Annotated in this window: 23 protein-coding genes and 1 other RNA gene; 16 read left to right on the top strand and 8 right to left on the bottom strand. The window is 44.8% G+C overall.

The window, feature by feature from the left end:
- Positions 1–14: 14 nt before the first annotated feature.
- The 4 genes from ACZ45G_RS25575 to ACZ45G_RS25560 form a co-directional block, all read right to left on the bottom strand.
- Positions 15–1,358 (bottom strand): sigma-54-dependent transcriptional regulator, encoded by a 1,344-nt coding sequence (locus tag ACZ45G_RS25575; protein WP_464173410.1) that lies wholly within the window; start codon positions 1,356–1,358, stop codon positions 15–17.
- Entirely contained in the window at positions 1,351–3,900 is a 2,550-nt protein-coding gene (locus ACZ45G_RS25570; RefSeq protein ID WP_464173409.1) for a sensor histidine kinase, read from the bottom strand. Before ACZ45G_RS25570 ends, ACZ45G_RS25575 begins: the two co-directional genes overlap by 8 nt.
- A 351-nt stretch (positions 3,901–4,251) precedes the next feature.
- Positions 4,252–4,776: a gamma carbonic anhydrase family protein gene (locus tag ACZ45G_RS25565; protein ID WP_464173408.1), complete on the bottom strand. Its 525-nt coding sequence runs from the start codon at positions 4,774–4,776 to the stop codon at positions 4,252–4,254.
- Positions 4,777–4,803: 27 nt separating this feature from the next.
- Entirely contained in the window at positions 4,804–5,955 is a 1,152-nt protein-coding gene (locus ACZ45G_RS25560; protein ID WP_464173407.1) for an acyl-CoA dehydrogenase family protein, read from the bottom strand.
- A 178-nt stretch (positions 5,956–6,133) separates the two neighbouring features.
- On the opposite strand from ACZ45G_RS25560, the gene ACZ45G_RS25555 reads away from it, so the two are divergent.
- The 3 genes from ACZ45G_RS25555 (at position 6,134) to ACZ45G_RS25545 (ending at position 7,742) form a co-directional block, all read left to right on the top strand.
- On the top strand, positions 6,134–6,274 hold the full coding sequence (locus tag ACZ45G_RS25555; protein ID WP_464173406.1) for a hypothetical protein: 141 nt from the start codon (positions 6,134–6,136) through the stop codon (positions 6,272–6,274).
- 139 nt (positions 6,275–6,413) lie between these two features.
- Positions 6,414–7,025: a ferric reductase-like transmembrane domain-containing protein gene (locus ACZ45G_RS25550; protein WP_464173405.1), complete on the top strand. Its 612-nt coding sequence runs from the start codon at positions 6,414–6,416 to the stop codon at positions 7,023–7,025.
- Between the two features lie 129 nt (positions 7,026–7,154).
- Positions 7,155–7,742 (top strand): YceI family protein, encoded by a 588-nt coding sequence (locus ACZ45G_RS25545; RefSeq protein WP_464173404.1) that lies wholly within the window; start codon positions 7,155–7,157, stop codon positions 7,740–7,742.
- Between the two features lie 9 nt (positions 7,743–7,751).
- On the opposite strand, the gene ACZ45G_RS25540 is transcribed toward ACZ45G_RS25545, so the two are convergent.
- On the bottom strand, positions 7,752–8,285 hold the full coding sequence (locus tag ACZ45G_RS25540) for a class I SAM-dependent methyltransferase (RefSeq protein ID WP_464173403.1): 534 nt from the start codon (positions 8,283–8,285) through the stop codon (positions 7,752–7,754).
- A gap of 211 nt (positions 8,286–8,496) precedes the next feature.
- On the opposite strand from ACZ45G_RS25540, the gene ACZ45G_RS25535 reads away from it, so the two are divergent.
- The gene (locus ACZ45G_RS25535; protein ID WP_464173402.1) at positions 8,497–9,036 is read left to right on the top strand and encodes a DUF255 domain-containing protein; all 540 of its coding nucleotides are present in this window, start codon (positions 8,497–8,499) and stop codon (positions 9,034–9,036) included.
- On the top strand, positions 9,023–9,892 hold the full coding sequence (locus tag ACZ45G_RS25530; protein ID WP_464173401.1) for a hypothetical protein: 870 nt from the start codon (positions 9,023–9,025) through the stop codon (positions 9,890–9,892). Before ACZ45G_RS25535 ends, ACZ45G_RS25530 begins: the two co-directional genes overlap by 14 nt.
- Positions 9,893–10,083: 191 nt before the next feature.
- Here the strand turns inward: ACZ45G_RS25530 and ssrS are convergent.
- A non-coding RNA gene (gene ssrS / locus ACZ45G_RS25525) (6S RNA) lies at positions 10,084–10,269 on the bottom strand.
- Between the two features lie 205 nt (positions 10,270–10,474).
- Here ssrS and ACZ45G_RS25520 point away from each other — a divergent pair.
- The 11 genes from ACZ45G_RS25520 (at position 10,475) to ACZ45G_RS25470 (ending at position 19,388) form a co-directional block, all read left to right on the top strand.
- Entirely contained in the window at positions 10,475–11,080 is a 606-nt protein-coding gene (locus tag ACZ45G_RS25520; protein ID WP_464173400.1) for a TetR/AcrR family transcriptional regulator, read from the top strand.
- 26 nt (positions 11,081–11,106) lie between these two features.
- A complete protein-coding gene (locus tag ACZ45G_RS25515) occupies positions 11,107–11,511 on the top strand; it encodes an SCP2 sterol-binding domain-containing protein (protein ID WP_464173399.1) in 405 nt (134 codons plus the stop codon).
- A gap of 32 nt (positions 11,512–11,543) precedes the next feature.
- Positions 11,544–12,215, top strand: coding sequence for a DUF2148 domain-containing protein (locus ACZ45G_RS25510; protein ID WP_464173398.1), 672 nt, complete (start codon positions 11,544–11,546; stop codon positions 12,213–12,215).
- Positions 12,216–12,238: 23 nt separating this feature from the next.
- Entirely contained in the window at positions 12,239–12,889 is a 651-nt protein-coding gene (locus tag ACZ45G_RS25505; protein WP_464173397.1) for a DUF2148 domain-containing protein, read from the top strand.
- Positions 12,890–12,935: 46 nt separating this feature from the next.
- A complete protein-coding gene (locus tag ACZ45G_RS25500) occupies positions 12,936–14,546 on the top strand; it encodes an AMP-binding protein (protein WP_464173396.1) in 1,611 nt (536 codons plus the stop codon).
- Between the two features lie 23 nt (positions 14,547–14,569).
- Positions 14,570–15,793 (top strand): acyl-CoA dehydrogenase family protein, encoded by a 1,224-nt coding sequence (locus ACZ45G_RS25495; RefSeq protein WP_464173395.1) that lies wholly within the window; start codon positions 14,570–14,572, stop codon positions 15,791–15,793.
- A gap of 35 nt (positions 15,794–15,828) precedes the next feature.
- Positions 15,829–17,067, top strand: coding sequence for a thiolase family protein (locus ACZ45G_RS25490; protein WP_464173394.1), 1,239 nt, complete (start codon positions 15,829–15,831; stop codon positions 17,065–17,067).
- 13 nt (positions 17,068–17,080) lie between these two features.
- Entirely contained in the window at positions 17,081–18,037 is a 957-nt protein-coding gene (locus tag ACZ45G_RS25485) for an NAD-dependent epimerase/dehydratase family protein (RefSeq protein ID WP_464173393.1), read from the top strand.
- A 10-nt stretch (positions 18,038–18,047) separates the two neighbouring features.
- Entirely contained in the window at positions 18,048–18,821 is a 774-nt protein-coding gene (locus tag ACZ45G_RS25480; RefSeq protein WP_464173392.1) for an SDR family oxidoreductase, read from the top strand.
- A 20-nt stretch (positions 18,822–18,841) separates the two neighbouring features.
- Positions 18,842–19,102 (top strand): hypothetical protein, encoded by a 261-nt coding sequence (locus ACZ45G_RS25475; RefSeq protein WP_464173390.1) that lies wholly within the window; start codon positions 18,842–18,844, stop codon positions 19,100–19,102.
- Positions 19,103–19,232: 130 nt separating this feature from the next.
- Positions 19,233–19,388: a TRAP transporter large permease subunit gene (locus ACZ45G_RS25470; protein ID WP_464173389.1), complete on the top strand. Its 156-nt coding sequence runs from the start codon at positions 19,233–19,235 to the stop codon at positions 19,386–19,388.
- Between the two features lie 49 nt (positions 19,389–19,437).
- Here the strand turns inward: ACZ45G_RS25470 and ACZ45G_RS25465 are convergent, their stop codons facing one another.
- Together ACZ45G_RS25465 and ACZ45G_RS25460 are read right to left on the bottom strand one after the other, a co-directional pair.
- Positions 19,438–20,520 carry an NAD(P)-dependent alcohol dehydrogenase gene (locus ACZ45G_RS25465; protein ID WP_464173388.1) on the bottom strand — a complete coding sequence of 361 codons (1,083 nt, stop codon included), beginning with the start codon at positions 20,518–20,520 and terminating at the stop codon, positions 19,438–19,440.
- A 140-nt stretch (positions 20,521–20,660) separates the two neighbouring features.
- Positions 20,661–22,013 (bottom strand): B12-binding domain-containing radical SAM protein, encoded by a 1,353-nt coding sequence (locus ACZ45G_RS25460; RefSeq protein WP_464173386.1) that lies wholly within the window; start codon positions 22,011–22,013, stop codon positions 20,661–20,663.
- Positions 22,014–22,016: the final 3 nt, after the last annotated feature.

Below are 22,016 nucleotides of genomic sequence, written 5' to 3'. Positions count from 1 at the left end.
TGACAAGGGAGCGTTTATTCCTGCAGCGAATTGCTTGGCTTCAAGTCATATTTTCCGATCCTGTAGCGAAGCGTATTCCGTGTAATCCCCAATCGGCGGGAAGCTTTTGAGATATTCCACTCGCAGGTGATCAGGGCCTCTTCAATCATTTCTATTTCATGGGCAAACAGATTTTTATTCAATGATTTTTCCGGGTGGGCGCCAGGGGGGGGCTTGTTTATTAACCCGACAGCCATGGCAGGGGTGATTTCTCGGCCTTCAGACACAAGCATCAGATATTCCAGAACATTTTTTAGTTCCCTTACATTCCCCGGCCAAGGATATCGGGAAAAATCATATAGTAATTCCTTTTGTAACACCGGCTTTGCCTGATGAACCTCTTTGCTGAAAAGCGTTAAAAAGTGATCGGTGAGTTCAGGAATATCTTCAGCCCTTTGTGTTAACGGCGGCATATGAATCATATAGGTATTCAGCCTAAAATACAGGTCTGGTCTGAATTTTTTTTGTGTAACCATTTTTTCAATATTTTGATTGGTTGCAGAAATGATTTTTACGTCTACTTTCAGCTGGTCCGACGATCCGACGGGCGTCACAACCTTATCTTCAACCGCATGGAGAAGCTTTGCCTGCAGTTTATAGGGCAGATCCCCGATCTCATCCAGAAACAGGGTGCCGGATTCTGCCTGGATCAATGCACCGATCCTGTCCTGTACAGCCCCGGTAAACGCCCCTTTGATATGGCCAAACAGCTCGGATTCCATCAATTCCCCGGGAATAGCGGCACAATTGAGGCGGATAAACGGTTTGTTACGTCGGGGAGACAGTGCCTGAATAGTCCTGGCCGCAAGTTCCTTTCCCGTACCCGAATCGCCCGTAATGAGTACAGATATCTTGGTGGCTGCCACGAGTTCAAGTTCTTTTTTAAGATGGATCATGGCGTTGGAAGACCCGATTAAAAACGGCAGATCCGGTTTCGGTAACGGGGGGCGTGATACTTTTTTGCAAAGGGCGGCTTTTGCTTTTTTGATGATGATGTCATTGTCTATGGGTTTGGTAATATAGTCAAAGGCTCCCAGCCTCATCGCATCCACAGCCGCTGGAATGGTCCCGAAGGCGGTGAGAATGATCAAGGGAGTTCCAGGATGTTTAAGATTTCCATATTTCAGCAGTTCCATTCCATCGGCCTTTGGCATTTTTAGGTCGGTAAAGACAAGATCCGGTTGAAAGGTTTTCCACTTCAAAATACCATCCTCACCGTCGCTGGCGGTTTCCACCAGATACTCCTGGGTTTCAAGAACAAGCTGAAGCACTCTTCGCATACGGGCTTCATCTTCAACAATTAAAATTTTTTCAGGCAAAATTTGATTCCTTTGTGTGGGGCTCAAAATTGTTGGAAAGCTTGACGGTTGTCAATGGTTCCCGGGGCAGATTAATCCTCAGTTTAACACCGCCTTGTTCCCCGTTTTCTATGGTGATATGTCCGCTGTGGGCCAATACAATCTGTTTACAGACCGACAGTCCTATTCCCAGTCCTTTTTCTTTGGTGGTAAAAAATTTTTTAAATGCATTCTCCAGGTCTTTTTGGGGCATGCCGGGGCCTGTATCGGAAATATGAATGTCAATGGTATCATCGGGTTTATAATTTACGGCAATGAAGATGTTTCCACCCTGGGGCATCACATCTTCTGCATTGGAAATGCAGTTTAAAAAGACCTGCTGCAATTGCTTGAAATCAGCAAATATTTCAGGGAGGGTTTCTGGGCAGGCAAGTTGAATAGATACAGTTTTATTATGGTTGCCGGAATGTATCCAGTGATCAATCATTGACGATAAATTCGCGCACAAATCAATGGCAGCGAGATCGGGAATCTTATACCGGGCAAGTTTCATCATATTATTAATAACAGATTCCAGGCCGTCCACTTCCCCGATAATATACTCGAGAAGTTCTTCACGGGTTTTTGTGTCTTTTTCATTTTTTGATAAATATTGAGCAGAGCTTCGGATTATACCCAGGGGGTTTTTAAGCTCATGGGCAAGAATAGTAGCCATTTCACCCAGGGCTGCCATTTTTTCCGACTGGACCACCTTTTTGAACATTTTTTCTATTTGTTTTTTGCTTTCAATGAGCGCTTCGTAGCGGATCGCATTTTCCAAAGCCAGGCCGGCCTCGTTTGAAATAGTGGTGAAGAATTCGATGTCCCTTCTGGTATAGGTTTTTTTGTCTTCCCTATTTCCAAGCAGGAGCAGTCCTGACAACCCCGTACTGCTTCTTAATGCAAAAATCAGTTCAATTCCCCGTGATTGCAGGAGGAGCAATTCTTTTTTTAAGGTATCATCATGGGGTGAAGGGGTGCAGAAGAGAAAATTGATTTTTGAAGAAAATTGGGTTTTTAAAAGACGAAGATCCAAAGATTTTTTATTGAAATCAGGATTTTCCGGATAAACATTTAATTTGTCTCCTTCAAAAAGAAAGATAAAAATATGGTTTATATGGAAATTTTTTGGGATGGTCTGAGTGAAAATTTTTAGTAGGTCCTTAAGATTGACGGATGTTCCAATGCTTTGACTCAGTGCCGGCAGCATATCATATCGATACAGGATTTTGGGAAGAAATAGTTTGTCCAGGGGAAATGAAATCAGTTTATTCGCCGGTTCAAATAAAACTGCCACAAGAATAATGTAGATTAAAAATATCTCTTCTGAGAAGAAGGCCCGCCCCATGAACGCTTTTTGCAGAAAAATTGAAAGATAGGAATAGGAGACCAGCAAAAGACCGATAAGCAGAAAATAAGACAGGGTCCGGGATATCATTTTGTCTACATCCAGAAGGCGGTATCGAATCAGGGCGATAAAATATGCGCCCGGGAGGATTATGCTTGAAAGGACGACCAGCTTGAAAGGTATTAAGGGATTATTGGTCAACATATTGGGGATGGCATAAAAAAAAATATAGGGACCAAAAGAGAGCCAGTAGGCACTGATAATAAGTTTTATCTGGCTCTTTTCAAGGGAGGATGTGACCTTGCGGTAATCAATAAAATGTTTCGTAAAGGCAGTCACCGCAAGGAATGGCAATGCCAAGTTTCTCAGTCGCTGGAGCCACCCCCAGAAATCTCCGGCACTATCAGCCAGTATCCATGCGCAGGTTATACTGATTAGCGGTGCAGACAAATAAAATACCGCGGTCACCCACTTTTTATTTTTAATGATATTCCGGTCAGCCGGGAAACTGAACACAAAATGAAGGCAGGCACCAAATGCAACCCAGTTGAAAAGGGTCAGGACAAAGAAACTCAAGGATATGGTATAGGGATCAAGAATGCCGAAATAAGACGGCAAGGTAGCTGAGAACAGGGTAGCAAAAAAGGAGGTGGTCATCAGGAACAAAAAGGTGGGTTGTTCACCTGTCGTGTGCAGGTAAGAACTTAAGCCCAGCAGGATGAGAATGGATATCAGCAGCAGATGCGGCCAGGCAGCCAAAAAAAATCTGAATGGAGAAACCTGCCTGAGTTCAAGCTTAAATTCAATGTATGTGTTTCCTTTCTTTATACGTATTTTTCCCTGTTTTTTTTTAAAATGGTCGGGTGAAACGAGAAGGGACAGAATCTTGTGATAATCCAGACCATTAATGCGAACAATCAACTCTCCGGTTTGAATCGGGTTCAATGGGTGGTGTATTTTTCCGATTTTTAATCCGTTTTGGGTTTTATCCACACGGAATTCAGGGGTGCCATAAAAGAAGACGGAAAAAGAAAATAAAAAAACCATGAACAGGGGGATAAAAATAATGATTACAGGCAGGATTTTTTTGATTTTTTTTTTCTGGGAGCTACCGGGCTGTCCTGTGAGCTTGTGCCATCCATAATGATATATCTCCCTGTGAAAAATCATATTCATCCCAAAAGTGTCCATCTATATCAACTAAAGTTTCACAAAAATTAAAGCCAAATCATCATGCAACCATGCGTGGTAGCATGTCAATGAAATCTTTTTTAAAGGCTTTGGGGTGACGATGGCAACCCGCATCAAAATTCTAAATCAATGCGGCTTTGACGATGATCTGTTTAACTGACAGATTCAGGTCCGTTGAAAATAGTGCAACCCATTGGGTTTTCCGAAAGACCTATGGGTTGGCAAAAGTTTTGCCCGTGGGCGCACACAGATTGTCCCCGGCGGGTCAGTTCGGTTTCGATTCTTTTTTTCTCTTGACCAGGAAAGCCTAATGTTAGGCCTTCCTGGTGAATCTATTTATTGAATAAGGGTCATGCCCTGGTCCAGATATTTTAAGGCCAGGTCCACATAAACTTTTTTACCATAATTCCACAGTTCCCGGTCCTGGTCCGTGACATCCCGGACCACCCGGATAGGATTTCCCACTGCCACCACTTGGGGGGCAATTTTCTGGTTGGCCCGGACCAGGGACCCTTCTCCCACAATGGTCCATTCTCCTGTTTCGGAAAAAATACTCAGGATAGCCCCCATGCCGATGACACAAAAATCTCCGACGACATTGCCGTGGAGAATGGCCCCGTGCCCTATGGTCACGCTTTTGCCGATGCGATGCAGACCCATGGGCGGCGAATGAATTACCACCGCTTCTTCCACGGCCGTGCCGTTCCCAATTTCGATGCGGCCGTAATCTCCTCTCAGGATGGCCCCGTGACCTACATAACAGTTGTCGCCAATCACCACATTCCCGATTACCTGGGCGGTTTCACTCACGTAGCTGTCCTTGCCAATGACGGGTGAATTTCCATCAAACTTAAAAAGCATGGTCTCTCCTTATTGGGTCTATGCCCATTAAAATCCATAGGTTTTGGTGATGATTTCGCTCATGACCTCGCTGGCACCGGCGCCAATGGAGATCAGGCGGGAATCCCGGAACCGTCGGGAAATTTTCATTTCATTCATGAATCCCATGCCACCGTGCATCTGAAGACATCCTGCGGAGACATCATTCAGCAGGTTTCCGCCCAATAATTTGCCCATGGAGATCTCTCTTGTGACATCCTGGCCTTCCATTTTCATGCGCACGATATGGTAGGCCATCTGTTGAAGACTTTCCGCCTGGGCAAGCCAATGGGCCAGGCGGTGGCGAAGTACCTGCTTTTTGATCAGGGGCTTGCCAAAGACAATTCTGCCCTTTAAATACTCAATGGTTTCAAAAATCATTTCCTTGATACTGACGTAGGTGAGGGGCAACGCGCTGAATCGTTCGTGCTGGAATTGCTGCATCTGCTGGATAAAGCCTTCCCCTTCGACCCCGATGAGATTTTCAACGGGGATTTTCATGTTGTCAAAATACAGCTCTGCCGTATCAGAGCTGCGCATGCCCAGTTTATCCAGTTTTTTGGAAACCTGGAACCCAGGCAGGTTGGTGGGTACCACAAAGAGGCTGAAGCAGTGGTAGCCGGGATCTTCACTGGTTCTTGCCAGAAGGGTGAGAAAATCGGCCTGGAGTCCGTTGGTGATATAGGTTTTGGATCCGTTGAGCAGGTAATGATTCCCCTGTTTTATGGCCGTTGTTTTGATGGCGGCCACATCCGATCCGGCATCGGGTTCGGTGACGGCAATGGCAGCGACCATTTCCCCTTTCAGGGCAGGCTTTAAATAGGTCTGTTTTAAATGTTCGGACCCGAATTCGTCAATGGCAGGCGTTGCCATGTTGGACTGGACCGAGATGGCCATGGGTACTCCCCCGCAGTCGATTCTTGCACACTCTTCGAGCACAATAGTCTCATACCAATAATCCAGGCCTTCCCCGCCGTATTTTTCATCATACCGGATGCCCAGGAATCCCAAATCTCCCATTTTTTTGAACAAGTCATGGAGGGGTGTCATGCCCGCTTCTTCCCATTCGTCCACATGGGGGTTGATCTCTTTTTTTACAAAATCCCTGACAGCCTTTCGGACCAGGTCATGTTCCTTGTTAAAGTACATCTCGCTTCCCATTTGCTATCTCCTTCCTCTATATTGTCTGTGCTTATTTGTTTTTGTCTTGAAAAATATAGCATGGCTTTTTTATTGTCAATAAAAAAAATGTCGAACTTGTATTTTTCTTTAAATAGTTATGTATCCACCATTCTGGTATTCCTATTAGGACTATGTTGAAAACGCAATCTTTGCTGGTATGATTACCGTATTTAATGATATCCTGGATTTTCCAAACATAGAAACAGGTAAGCTGGATCTGGAACCCATTCCGATTATCTACAAGGAAGCAGAGGTAACTGGTGATAAAAAACAGGCGATGGATTTGGGTGAACAATAAAAATTTGACAATCCCATATCTTTTGAATAAAATGTTTTCACCCATCGACATCAGATCTAATCCTATGAGTTGAAGACACGTCACATCGAGCAGCATCTGTCCATACCAATGGGGTCGAAATCTAAATCAAGGTGAATGTATGCCAAAAAAAAGTCTGTCAAAGTTCATTTCAATTTTTCTGCTGCTGGCTGTTCTTGGCGCTGCCGGTTCCATCCCTTTTTATTTTGAGTCGCCCTCTCTTTTTTATAAAACAGGCCTTGATAAAATCATGCTCAGAACCGGAAAAATTCTGGGTATCTTTACGGCACTCCTCTTGTTGATTCAGTTGGTGCTGATCAGTCGGTTTTCTGTAGTGGATAAACTCTGGGGGCTTAAACAATTATTTCACTTTCACAGAACCAACGGATTAATTATTTTAACCCTGGCCATTGTCCATCCGGTGCTGATACTGGGTGCCGATCATTTTGTTTTTTTTCCCGTTGAACCCAAATACTGGCCTGAATTTATCGGCATTCTTCTGTTAGTGATCCTGACCCTTTTTGTGGGGATTTCCCATTGGCAGAAAAAATTTGGAATTGGGTACAAGACCTGGCGGCTTTTTCATAAACTTGTGGCACCCCTGATCCTTTTTTTAACGGGGGTCCATGTTTATAATGTGAGTCGGACCTTTGAATCGGGTGTTCCCTTTTATGCACTGGGACTGGTTGCGGTTATGGCAGCCTTTTTAGTGATTCGAAAGTACCTCAGGTGAGGTGAAGTTTTTCCGGCATGGGTTTACAGGGAGGGCTTTCGGTCTTAGATTAAAAAAATACATGGAATAACCTATCGTAAAAAAGAGATAAATCGCTTCATTAACCTTTGAAACAACAGGAGAGAATCAATGAAAACATTGTTTAGATCTTTAATCGTGTTCAGCCTGTTTTTTTTCTCATCTTACGCGTCTGCATTCCAATGGACAATGGATGCAGATCATTCTGAAATCCGATTTAAAATAAACCATATCCTCACGACCGTTTCCGGTCAATTCACCGATTTTAACGCCAACCTGCTGTTCAACCCTGAAACGCCGGAAGCGGGGAAATTTGATTTTACCGTCACCGTTAAAAGCGTCGACACAAACAATGGAAAGCGGGACAACCACCTGCGATCAAAAGATTTTTTTGATGCGGACAAATTTCCTCAAATGACATTCAAGTCCTCTAAGATTCGTCATTTAAAAGACAATCGGTACGCATTGGAAGGTGTGATGACCATCAAAGACGTCAGCCAGAAAATACAGATTGAATTTGAATTCTTTCAACCCCAGCCCCATCCGTTTGATAAAAAGAAAAATGTCGCCGGGTTTCAGACCAATTTTACAATTCCCCGGCTCGCGTATCACGTGGGGAATGGAAAATTTGTAAAAATGGGGGTGGTCGGCAGGGATGTTGAAGTTGAAATCGCCATGGAAGCCTTGACGGAGAAATAACCGGATCCGTCACACTTTTTTAATTGCAACAAAATACACTGATTGATCAAATTTATCAGAGTGTTCTACTTTCTTTTCTTCGTAATAAACAACATGGAAAGACTCAAAAGCCTTTAGCAATTCATTCGGTGTGAGGCAATACTCTTTTTTTTTATCAATGAAGGATTCAAAAATGAGTATCCCGCCAGGTTTAAGGCCTTTTTGAATCATTGGAAACAATCGTCTGTCCATAAAGCGAATATTAATGATAATCTGATACCGATCTTGTGGAATTTGCCAGGTGTCTATATCCTGACAGATTGCATTTATTCGTGGATCCTGGCCAGCCAAATTATTTATGGCAATATTTGATATATCCACAGCATCCACCTGGAAGCCTTTTTGAGCAAGGAATCGACTGTTTCTGCCATTTCCACAAGCAAGATCCAGGGCGTTTCCACGGGATGCCAGAAAAATGTACTTTTCTAAGATTTCTGAAGGATCTGAATTTTTTCTATTCTTTAGATATTTTAAGTTCCATTTTTCTCGATCTTGTTCAGTCAATGTGTCTCCTCTCCAATATAATGGTTACGTATAAATATAATAACAAGGTCATAAAATGAAAAGTAGTTTAGACAAAAATTATATATCTTGCCAAACCATTGCTTTGTTGTTCTTTTTTTGGGCTCTGACACAGGTTATCATTGTGGATAGCGGCACTGCAATAGCAAAAAAGCCTCAAACGATATCTATGGAAAATGCAAAGGAGTTTAAGATGACAATGGAAAAAACACAGACAGAAACCATAACACATGCGCATCCTGGAATACCCGATATTGATTATAAACTTAATGAACAATTAAAAAATATGAAGGTCCAAAAAGGGGCCCGATATAAACCAAGGACGAAGCATCTTGATAAAAATGGCTGGGCACTTTATACCAATCGTCTTTTCCTGGAATCCAGCCCCTATTTGTTACAACACGCACATAATCCGGTTAATTGGTACCCATGGGGCGACACTGCCTTTAAAACTGCAAAGGAAAAGGGCCTGCCCATATTATTGTCCATTGGCTATTCCACCTGCCACTGGTGTCATGTGATGGAAGAGGAATCCTTTGAAGATATTGAAATCGCCACCTATTTTCCTGCCAGAGACGGCGATCGGGGTGTATCCATTGGTTTTTTAACCCTTCTTCAACGAATAAAAGAAAGCTATGTTCAAAAACCTGACCTGATTCACAAAACGAGCATGGATCTTACGAATAATTTACAAAAAATGCTGGTGCCGGTCCGGTCTATTGCTTGGCAATAGGGAGTACATTCAAATTGCAAAAAAAGCAGCTCTTTTTATTATAGACAAATTATATATCAATGGGGAGCTGTTTCGTTTCTATAAAGACGGAAGCGCAAGCCATCGAGCATATCTTAATGATTATGCATTCTTTACAGCAGCATTGTTAGACCTTTTCGAAGCCGATTCCGATCCGTTCTGGTTTGAGACCGCCCTGGCGTTTGACAAATACCTGGCCCGGCATTTTGAAGACCCGGTTGATGGCGGTTTTTTCATGACCGCAGATAATCACGAGGCCATGATCGCCAGGGAAAAACCAGGATATGACGGTGCCCTTCCATCGGGAAATGCCATTGCACTTATGAATTTATTCAGGTTCTACGAATTCACAACCATTGACACCTATAGAAAACGGGCAGTTGCTGCTTTTATTACCTTTTCCAGAATTTTTGAATCCACGCCCCTTGCGCTTACAGAGATGATGATGGCACTTGATTTTTCTTTGGATACGCCTAAAACAATCGTTATCGTCTCTCCAGGCGGACGAAAAATGGAAAGCAACCCCTTTTTAAAAGAGCTTGAAAGCACATATCTTCCCAATCGCGTTTTAATTCAGGTTGAGGCGGGTGAAAAGGCAAAAAAACTTGCCAGAATTATACCGATTGTAACAGGTAAAACAGCCATTGGAGGCAAGGTTACAGCATATGTGTGTGTGAACGAGGAATTTGTCTCTTGCCCGCCCATACTCCTGATGATTTTGCCACCCAGATCAAGGGTGTTGATTCTCTTCAAGCGTCTGAACTTTGAACATTGGGTATTTTCACAAACGCATTGCACCTGGGGCATGTCATCGCAAGGCTTGAAACATTTCCTTTGAAGAGAAGGTGATTACAGGAAGGGCATAGATAGGTCTTTGATTTTTTTTTGTCAAGATCGTTATTTATTTTATTCCAGCATTGATGACAGATACCTTCATAAAGGTTTTGGAACTCCTTATTGCATTTTTTGCAGATGCTTTTCATGTACCATTCCTAAAGGGTTCTGGCATTGAAAGTTCGATTCAATAAAAATACCCCCGAAACTGCCGTGTTGCCTGCTTAGACTTTGAACCGTTTGTTCAAAAGGTGGGCGTCCAATATTACCTTTAGGCTTCTCCATACCATCTGGATCCTGCACACCGGTAAAAGCGTGGACTCCCTTTCGCAAAATATTAGGGCAAAGACTTTTGCACAATCACGAACACCGCAGGGGCTAAATATCTTATACCAAATTTTGTATTCAATTAAAAGCAATGATTCACCAATTGCTCGCAAAAAAGGTTGAACTCATGAGCGGAGTTTTTTTTAAAAAAAAGGTTGACATTTTTTTTTGTTCTTTATACCTTTCTACCGACTGATCAGTCGGTAGAAAAACTGATCAGTCGGTTTTGTCTTTACACCATAAATGTAGAGGAAACAAAATGCCACCCATCCCAGAACTTGAAGAAATACGCATGGCCCAGATTCTTGATGCAGGGCTCATTACCTTGACCAGGAAAGGGGTTGCAAAAACGACCCTAGATGATATTTGTAAAACAGTCGGATTGTCAAAAGGCGGTCTTGTCCATTACTATAAGACCAAACGGATTTTGTTTTCAGCTGTTTTTAGAGAATTTTTCAAACGAATTTTTCAGAGAAGTGCTGAAACCATGGCCGCATTTGAGTCCCCCCTGGATCAGCTCTTGTCCTATGACTGGCTTTATGATCCGGATGACCCCCAGGCCAGTATGGGGTATCCTTTGCTGCTGGATTTAATGTCCCTTGCCGCCCATGACGAAGAATACCAACAGATAATGGAAGAATGGATTCATAATTGGGTAAAACTTCTGAGCGCCGCACTTGAAAAGGGAATCTCACAAAACGTTTTTAAACAGATGAATGTCACTGATGTCGCCAGGTCTATTTCTGCGATTTATCAGGGAATTGCCACCCGCTGGTATCTCGCTGGAGACAGCCATACCCGGCAATGGGCAATCGATACATATAAGAGGGGTATCCTGGGCGTTTTATCGCCCTTTATGACATAAATCGTTTAAACCAAAAAGGAGAAGCAATGTCCGTATTTGAGTCCAAGGAAAAAATGGTTGAAGTTCTGGGAGGTCTTTTTGACATTTTATTGAGTGATCCTGATGCCGGACCAAAGTTCGCCGGATCCAATATCACCATTAAATTTAGTATTTCCGATCCAAACGCGCAATTGTATATTACCCCCGGAGATGGGATAAAAGGCGAGGTCCTCTGGGAAGCCAAAGACATCAAGCCCGACGTTGAAATGACCCTAAGCGGCGACACCTGTCATAAATTCTGGCTCAAACAAATCGGAATGCCCATTGCCCTTGCCAAAGGGTTGATCAAGGCCAAGGGCCCCATGCCCAAAGTCCTCAAGCTTCTCCCCATATTAAAACCTGCCTTTGCAGCGTATCCTGAATGGGCAAAATCCCAGGGAATGCCCGTCTAATATAGCAAAGAAAAATTTAAAGGAGGTTTTAAATGGAACGGAGTATCAAACAATTTGAAACGGATCGCCTTGACGCAGTAAAAGTCGCATCGAAACTGATGCTGGCATCCGGGACCACCACGCCAAGGGTGGGAGGCGTCGGCGAATGTTCAATCCATATCATTGATGATGGCTGCGATATTGAAGATATCTGCCAGGCCCTTGAACGAATGGGGGAGATCAAAAAGAGCTGGAATTTTTTTAAACGGGATGCTGCCATGATCAGAGATGCAGATGCGCTTCTCATCGCCACATCCTTAAGAAGTCTCACGGACCCTTCTGATATTAACTGCAACATGTGCGGTAAACTTGTGTGTGAATATCTGCGGGAAGAGGAAAAGCTGCCCAAGGAAGAGGAGGTTGCCTTTACTGGTCCCTTGTGTACCTTCAGGGCGGCCAATATCGCCTATGCCATTGACGGCATGGTCAACCAGGCCAGAAATCTTGGGATTGATTACGGGGTATACTGGTCTTTGGGTGCTGCGGCCATACGAATGGGAATTCTGCCCAGGGACACGGGATTTGCACTGGGTGTTGCCATTTCCATAACAGAAAAAAGTCCGTTCAGGGATATTCCTGAAAAATATGCTGAGATTAACCAGCGTAGTATGACGGACAGAATGATTAACCGGCTGTGGCCCCAGTTCAGATCGATTTACAGCTAACCCGTTCACATCAGGAGATTGAAATGACAATAAAACAAATGGAAAGCCTTGTTGGAAATGGGATCGACAGGGCTGTGGAATTGATTTCTATGGCAGCCTATACCAGCTTCAGGTTTAATAACAGGAATACCATTAAACTGGTTGCCATAGAAAAAGAGGACCTGGAACAGATTGCAGAATACTGTTTTTCCCTTGGGGATATGTCCCCCCTGGCAGCCAGAGACGGCCGGAACCTTGTCCAGATGATGAAAGAACCCTGTTCCCTTCTGGTCATCGGAGACAAACGCAAGTCAGATTTTAACTATAACTGCGGTGCCTGCGGGTTTCGCACCTGTGCCGAGATGAACAAACAAGAAGAAGTGGAATCTTTGACTGCCAACGGTCCTTCGTGTGTGTTTAAAACTATCAACCTGGGCATTGCCGCCAATGCTGCTGCCAGCATGGCCCACCGCCTGGGACTTTATTGCCGGGTATTTTCCACCCTCGCATTCGGCGCCAAGGCGCTTGAAATTATAGAAGATATTGATATCTGCATTTCGGTTTGTGTCAGTGCTGGAAAAAAGAATCCTTTCTTTGACCGGCATGAATATTGGACAAAAGAACATTGGGATGAAATGTTTGCCAAGGAATTTCCCACCTATACCCGTGGTTTTATTGGTGCTGTCGAAGAATAACCCTTAAATTATTTATCTGAGTATCCAACAAAAAAAGGAGACTTTTATGCCGTCCAAGTCTTATCTGAACCAGGCCATTATTTCGCACTTTTTAGAGCTCAAGGCAGATTCACACCCGGATAAAGAGGTGTTGATCTTTGAAAATGGCGAAAATGATGATGACCGGTTAACCTATCAAGATATTTATGAACGCTCCAATAAAATCGCGGGTGCCTTCCTCAAAGCAGGCCTTGAAAAAGGAGATGCCTATGCCGTGTTCATGCGCAACCATGCTGAATTTGTTTTGTCCATGGTGGCGGGCCCGGTCATTGGCGTTATCATGGTTCCCATTGACCCGAGAAGCCGGGGAGATCGTCTGCGGTTTTTATTAAGTAATTCAAATGCGAAAGCCGTGGTCGTATCTGCTGAATTTTTACCCTGGCTGGAAGAGGTTCTTCCCGATACCCCCGACGTTAAGACTGTTTTTGTGGTTAAAAAACCCTTCCATGAGGCAACCGATCAAATTAACCACCCCTTTTTAAACGAAGTTCTGGAACAAGATTCCTGTGACACGGTCAAACAGCAGATCATGGATGTTCGTCATCCCATGCAGATCATATACACCTCCGGGACAACCGGGGATCCCAAAGGTGTCATGATTCGCAACAACCGGTTTGGCATGTTCACCATTGTGACCCGGCTGGTGTGGAAATACAAACCCTCTGATATCCTTTATACAGGTCTTTCCCTTACCCATGGGAATGCCCAGGCCGTAACCCTTTTTCCGGCATTGGGAACCGGCGTCCCCGCCGTGATCAGCCCCAAATTTACCAAAAGCCGGATCTGGGATATCTGCAGGGAATACGGGTGTACCAGCTTTTCCCTTCTGGGTGGCATGATGGCGGGGATTTTTAACGAGCCCCCAAAAGAGACAGATGGGGATAATCCGGTGAAAACGGTCATCAGTGCCGGCACCCCCAAAGCGATCTGGGAGGATTTTGAAAACCGGTATAAGGTAAATATTCTGGAATGGTATGGCGCAGTGGAAGGCGGATTTGCCTATAAACCCCCGGGAAAAGGCCCCATCGGCTCTTTTGGAAAACCCCTGCCTGGATTAATGGAATTTAAGATAGTGGATGGGGATGACAATGAAGTTGAAACGGGTGAAACCGGTGAAATGATTGTCAAAATGATCAAAGGAGAGACCAAGGTAGATTACCTGGGGAACAAGGAAGCGTCCGAAGAAAAAACAAAGGGCGGCTGGTTAAGGACGGGAGACGCGGTTACAAAAGATGAAAACGGCTGGTATTTTTTTAAACATAGGATCGGCTCTGAACTTCGTCGTGCCGGCGATTTTATTCAGCCGGATCATATTGAACGGATTATCGGAGAGCATCCCGATGTCAGCGAAGTCTGTGTTTATGGAATCCCTGCCGCATCCGGTGCGCCCGGAGAAAGTGATCTTGTCGCGGCCATCGCGCCATTTGATGGAAAAACCCTGGATCCCGGTATGATCTTTGAAAAATGCAGACAAGATCTTGAGCCGAACTCAGTCCCGTCTTATCTACAAATCACAGCGGTTATCCCGAAAACAATTTCGGAAAAAGCATTGGACCGACTCTTAAAAGCAGCTTTTTCGCCAACGGATGAAAATGTCTTTCCCTTGACCAATTATTAATCATTTTTCTCAAAGGAGCCACCATGAAAGGGTATACGGATTTAAATATAGAACTGACCTCCGAACAGATCGCCATAAAAGAAGAAACCCGGCGGTTTGCAAAAGAAGTGCTGCGCCCTGCAAGCCTTGAATTGGATAAGATGGATGATCCCCAAAAAATGATGGACAGTCCCCTTTTCAAACAGGTGTTTAAAAAAGGATATGAACTGGGATACCATACCGTGTTTTTACCTGATTCCTGGGGAGGGCTGGGGTCCGATCCCCTGGAGACCCATATTATTTTTGAAGAACTGGGCTGGGGCAGTATGGATTTTGCCGTGGGCATAGGGGTCTCGTGTTTCCCTTCTTTTTTTGCCTCAATGGTACCAAGTGACCGCCTGGCCGATGAAATCATCACCCCCTTTTGTGAGAACAAGGATGGATCCATAATCGGGTGCTGGGGAATCACTGAACCTGATCATGGAACCGATACCCTATCGCCGTTCACGCCGGGATTTTCCAACCCCAAGATTTCAGGTCAGGCCACTGCCACACGGGATGGGGATGAATACATTATCCAGGGCCAGAAAGCGGCATGGGTTTCCAATGCGACCATTGCCACCCATTGTCTTCTCTATCCCACCATTGATGCTTCCATGGGTATGGCCGGTGGCGGGATCTGTATTGTTCCCCTGGATCTGCCCGGGGTAAAAAGAGGAAAACCCTTGGATAAACTGGGCCAGCGTGCCCTTAACCAGGGAGAACTTTTTTTTGACAATGTCAGGATTCCTGCTGAATATATGCTCGTGGATGAAGAAAGTTATGAAGCCATGCTGGACATCACCTTGTCCACGGCCAACGCCGCAATTGCCGCCATGTCCGTGGGACTTGCACGGGCGGCCTACGAAGAGGCCCTGGCCTATGCAAAACAGCGGGTCCAGGGAGGAAAAGCCTTGTTTGAGCACCAGATGATCAAACATAAATTGTTCAATATGTTCACAAAAATTGAAGCCGCCCGATCCCTTTCCCGCGCTGCCATGATTTACAACTACAACAACACGCCGCCGATGATCGAGTATTCCATTGCATCAAAAGTATTCTGCACGGATGTGGCCTTTGAAGTTGCCAATGCAGCGGTTCAGATTTTTGGTGGAAACGGAATGAGCCGGGAATATCCCGTTGAAAAATTTTTAAGGGATGCCAGGGCCTGCCTGATTGAAGATGGGGCCAACGACAGTTTAATGATTACCGCAGCTTATCATCTTTAATTTACCGCATTTAACTCATAGCAAAGGATAAATCAATGAATGAGGTTTATATTATCGGTCTTGGTATGATCCGGTTCAATAAATATCTGGACAGGGATGTCAGGGATATGGCCCATGAGGTCACCCGGCTGGCGCTTGAAGATGCTCAAATTGACAAAGCAGCCCTGGAATCCGCTTTTTTTTCAAACACATTCTGGGGCTTTTTTGGGAACCAGCATTCCATAAGAGGCCAGGTTGTTTTGCGGTCCATGGGCATTGATAAAATTCCCGTAACCAATGTTGAAAACGCCTGTGCCAGTGGTTCCACCGCCCTTCACATGGCCTATACCAGTATAAGGGCGGGCCTGCATGATGTGGTACTGGCCTTGGGATCGGAGAAGATTTCCAATCCAAACAAAGCCATGTCTCTGGGGGCCTATGCCTCGTGCATGGATGTGGGCAATTTTGAAGCCCACCTTGCCATGCTGGACAAGGTAAACAAAAGCTTAACAATCAAAATCCCCGAAGACCAGACATCTCCTGGAAAAGACAGGAGTGTCTTTATGGACGCCTATGCCATGGGGGCAAGATGGCACATGAGTAGGTATGGGTCCACCCAGCGACAATTGGCTGCCATCTGCTCCAAAAACCATTTTCATGCCTCTTTGAATCCCTTGTCCCAATACCAGCAGCCCATGACCATTGAAGAGGTCATGGCAGACAAGCCTGTGGCCTACCCCTTGACAAGATCCATGTGTTCACCCGTGGGGGACGGGGCTGCAGCTGTTATTGTCTGTTCAAAAAAATATCTGAAAACACTGACGGGTGCAAGACCCCTTAGAATAAGGGCATCTATACTGGGGAGTGGAACCGACAGGGATCTTGACGGAATCGATATCGGAGAACGCCTGGCAAACCAGGCCTATGAGATGGCAGGCGTGGGGCCTAAAGACATCCACCTTGCCGAGCTTCATGATGCCACTGCCTATGGAGAGCTTCACCAGACCGAAGCCATGGGATTTTGTCCCCATGGAGAAGGGGGCCCCCATGCAGAATCTGGTGCCACCATATTGGGGGGGGCACAGCCGATAAACACCAGTGGCGGATTGGAATGCCGCGGTCATCCCATTGGCGCCTCGGGTCTTGCCCAGATTTATGAAATCGGGGAACAGCTCAGGGGCAATGCCGGTAAACGCCAGGTTCAAGAAGCCCGTCTGGGGTTGGCCGAGAACGGCGGCGGCAATATCGGGGTTGAAGAAGCGGCCATGTGTATCCATATCCTTGAAAAAGTTTAACAGGGAAACGCCCATGAAAAATATATTTATCACCGGGGTGTCCGGATATATCGGCAGCAAAATTGCCCGGGCATTGTCCACCCATGAAAGGGTCAACACCATTACCGGGATTGATATACGAGAACCGAGGACGGCAATTAAAAATCTTACCTTTATCCGGCAGGATGTCCGGGAATCGGTTCTTGATACTTTAAAAACCCATGATATCGATACGATCATTCATGCTGCCTATGTTCTTCCGCCGGGCCATGACACCAAACGAATCGAGGATATCAATATTTCAGGAACCCAAAATATTTTATCGTGTTCCAAAAGAATGGGTATAGCGCGGCTCTTGTATACCAGTTCAACAACCGCCTATGGATTCCATCCGGACAACGACAACCCCTTGACAGAGACCTCTGTGTTAAGGGGGAATGATGATTTTATTTATAGTAAGAACAAAAAAGAGATTGAGGCTATTTTTAAAGCGTTTATTCAGGAAAATAAAGAGATCTGTGTCACCATTCTCCGGCCCTGCTATGTTGCAGGGCCGGGACTTGACAACCCGCTGTCAACCCATTTAAAAAAACGGTTTGTTCCGCTTCCCCAAAACAGCTGCCCGTTCCAGTTTGTCCATGAAGAGGATTTGATCCGTATCATGATCCTGTGTCTTGAAAATAATCTGGCGGGCATTTTCAATGTCACCGGGCAAGGGACGATTTCCTTTGATGAAATGGTCAGACGTCTTGGAAATACACCCATCTTTCTTCCGGATTTTTTAATCCGGATGTTTAATGGGCTGGCCTGGCATCTTCGGTTGAAATTTTTGACTGAGTTTCCCAACTCCGGCCTGAATCTGATGAAATACCCTTGGATCGCAACCTCTGAAAAACTTATCAAAGAAACCGATTTTCAGTTTAAATACACGACAAAAAGCGCATTTGAAGATTTTGCAAACTATATTTTGAATGCTCAAAACAGCAGATAAAAGGAGACAAATGAAAAAAGCCATCATGATCACTGGCGCTGCCAGCGGCATCGGCCGGGCCACTGCTCTTTATTTTGCTTCAAAAAACTGGTTTGTAGGCCTCTTTGATCTCAATGTTAAGGGACTTGAAACCCTTTCAAAAACCATAGGAGATGATAATTGTTGTTTTTTGCACATGGATGTCACCTCTGTTGAAAGCGTTGGCGCCTGTGCAGATTTCATGGCCGAGAAAACAGGCCATAAACTTGATTTATTATTCAATTGCGCCGGTGTCTTGTTCATGGGCCCCAATGCGTCCATTGATATTTTACTTCAAAAAAAAACCGTGGACATCAATCTGTTCGGTATTTTAAATTGTATTGATGCCTGCCTGCCCCTGGTCAAACAAACCAAAGATTCGGTTATCGTCAACATGTCCTCGGCATCGGCCGTATACGGCACACCGGAACTGGCTGTCTACTCGGCAACCAAGCATGCGGTACGGGGGCTGACCGAAGCCTTAAACATAGAGCTTGCACCAAAAGGGATTCATGTCTGTGATATCATGGCACCCTATGTCAGCACGCCAATGATTCTTGATGCCAAAATCAAAGCCACCAGCGTATCCCGACTGAAAGTATCGATGACACCTGAACAGGTGGCCGCAATCGTTTTTCAGGCCTATGGCCAAAAAAAAATCCATTGGCATGCGGGGGGGCTGTTAAAATTGCTGATCGGTGTGACAACCCTATTGCCGTTTGCAAAACGTTTCTTGATCAAAACCCTTGCCTTTTCAGATAAATAAACGGTAAAGGGGGTCTCATCATGGTGTCTCTCGGCTGTGACGCCGACAAACATTTTATTGGCCCCCTCAATGTAGTGGCTCAGGTTGTGGGCCGGGGCCACGATGTGTTCAATGCCGGCATCCCTGAGAGCGCGGACCGTTTGACGGGTCCTTTCCGGATTGTGTTCAAGGATGAAGCCTATGGATCTTTATCATTGGAATACCAGGCAATTTTAGATGCCGCCTGCACCCAGGTCAACAATTGGACAACCCAGGGGGAATTCCTTTTCGCTTCATCATAAAGGGCTGTATCCCCCTGGGGTTTATCTTGTTTTTTTCCCAGGGAATTTCCATGTTTATTCGTAATCTGCACATCGTCCTGGGTGTCCCCAATGAAAATCAAGAGGGTGAAAACCAGGAGGGTGAAAATTGATGGGATCCATGAAAAATGTGGTTCTAATTGCAGTTCCCCTATTTGTATTCATGGGGGTGACCCTTGAAAAATCAGGACTGGCCGAAGAATTGCTGGAAACAATGGGAATGTTGTTCCAAAAAATCAGGGGAGGCCTGGCCCTTTTGATTCGGTGAAATGGTTTTATTGGGAACCTCGCAATATTTAAATTTAAACCCACCGGTTTTAAATTGGTGGTTGGTTAGTAAAAGTAATTAAAGGTTTAAACATATTATGTTTCTTATTTTCCATCATCCAGAATACTTTTTCCATTTCGTCAAACTTGAAGTGGTGGCTGGTCATTTTAGTAGGATCCACGCGATCGGTTTGGATTAGCCTTAATAAACGGCTCATTCGGTCACTACCACCGGTGCAAAGTGAGGTTTTTATATTTTTTTCAGCCAGTCCTGCTCCCCATTCTAAGCGTGGAATTTTAAGGTACTCTCCTTCCCTATGATATCCTATGTTGGCGATTGTGCCGCCGGGGCGAGTCACTTTAATACAATTTTCAAAAGAAGCCTGGGTACCCATGGTTTCCATGACTGAATCCACGCCGTCACCATTGGTGAGCCTTAGAATCTCTTTCACGACATCCGTTTCATTGAAATTAATGAGGACATCTGCTCCATATTCTTTTGAGAGCTCCAAGCGTTTGGGGGCATTGTCTACGGCGATGATCAAACCCGCACCTAAAAGCCGGGCACCCGCAATAGCCATCTGTCCCACCGGATTGAGGCCGAACACAACGGCTGAGCTGCCAAGGATAATATCGGCATCTTCCGCGCCTTGGAAACCTTCGGACATAATGGATGTGGCGTAACATGCAGCTTCGTCGGACACACCATCAGGAATCAAGGCTAAATTGGTATCGGCATCATTAACATGAAAGTATTCTGCAAAATTTCCATCTTTAATAGTTGAATACTCCCAGCTGCCAAGGAACTCCTTGCATTGGGATGAAAAGCCTCTCTGACAATTGTTGCACCTATAACATGGGGTGATCGCAGCAGCTGCAATTCTATCGCCTGGTTTAACAAATGTTACAGCACTTCCCACTTGATGGACTATACCGCACGCTTCATGTCCTAATGTTAGATCTGTTCTATCTCCACAAGCACCTTTTATGGTGTTTAAATCGGAAAAGCACACCAGTGCGGCTGTTGTTTTAATGATGGCATCGTTCGGGCCGGGGTCTGTGGGAACAGGTTTTTCAATAATTCCAGCTTCGCCAATCTTTTTCATTACGAAAGCTTTCATTGTTTTTGACATAAAGACGTTCCTTTTATCTACTGGTTAGTGTTTTGGATGCTACTATATATAATGGGGAGAGTATTGTAAATCCAGGAAGGCAACCCTTTCCATAAAAGGGGAGTGTACTTTATTCGGAAGTATCTCTATAGGTTTTCATTCTAATCGGATAAAAGGCTATTCATTTTTCTCATTCGGAAATAATTTTCATCAAACCCCATTTCACAAAGGTATGCGTACAGTTCAGGGCAGATTCCTTTTGTCAAAAGCATTTGCAGATAAATCAGATCGTCAATAGGATATTCTCCCGTGTATAGAGGGGGAGGGGAGTCCGACAACCAATAATCATCCGTGATAAGGCCCTGTTTTTTTGACAGTTTGTACTGATCAGTGCCTGGCAGGATTGTGGTAATTCCTATGATGGGTAGTGCGGTTGGGCGGATTTCGAGAATGAGATTTATGGTTTCGGAGATGGTTTCAGGATTTTCTCCCGGGTTGCCGACCATCAAAAAACAGCAAGGCTCTATTCCCGCCTCGTGGGTTATCTTAAAAGCCGTTTGCACCTGGTTTACCGTAAATCCCTTGTTAATTGATTTTAATATTTTGGGGCTGCCGGACTCCACTCCGTAATAGACCCTGTAACATCCAGCCTTTCTCATCCAGGAAAGCATTTCTTCATTTACGCAGTCAACTCTTGTTTCGGCCATCCAGACAAAATTCAGTCGGCGGTTTAGAATTTCATGGCAAATGGCGATTGTCCTGTCGTGATTGAGCGTAAACAAATCATCGGAAAAATATATATGCCTCACTCCGAGTGTATGAATCAGCGTTTCAACTTCATCAACCACATTTTCAGGAGATCTGAATGCCCACTTTCCACCGAAAAAATGATGTACTGAACAAAATTTGCATTGAAACGGGCATCCCCGGGATGTAATAACGTGTGTTCCAGGCAAATCACTGTATTGGGGTGGTATTTCGGGAGAGTTGTATTCGTTTATATCAAACGCATCATATGCAGGAAATTTTAATTCATCAAGGCTCTTAACACGGGATCGTGGTAAAGTATGATAAATTTGACCGTTCTTTTTGTAAGCAATCCCTTTGATTTGATCAAGATTTCTTTTTTCAGCCAAACATCCTGCCAGTTCGACTATCGTTACCTCTCCTTCGCCCAGGACAACAATATCTACGCCTTCGTTCATGAGAATCTGTTCGGGGAAAAACGTGGCATGGGGGCCACCCATAACCACTGTAACGTCCGGGTTAATCCGCTTGGCCAGGGCTGCGACCTTGAGCGCTTCAATTCGACCAAACGTAAAGCAAGAGATTCCGATTACGTCCGGTGAAATATCTGAAATCAGTCGTTCAACTTGGTTCCACTCATAGTCGTGGAGATCCTTGAGTTCTACATCGAAACCGCCTGCACGTAATGAAGTTGCCAGGTATGCGATCCCAAGCGGAACCCATGTCTTCGAAGGCTTTAAGTCTGCCTCCAAAGACATGGGGTTCATTAT

The sequence above is a fragment of the Desulfoconvexum algidum genome, from assembly GCF_055382125.1.
The sequence above is the reverse complement of the archived record's forward strand: the minus strand, read 5'-3'. Positions and strand labels throughout refer to the sequence as shown.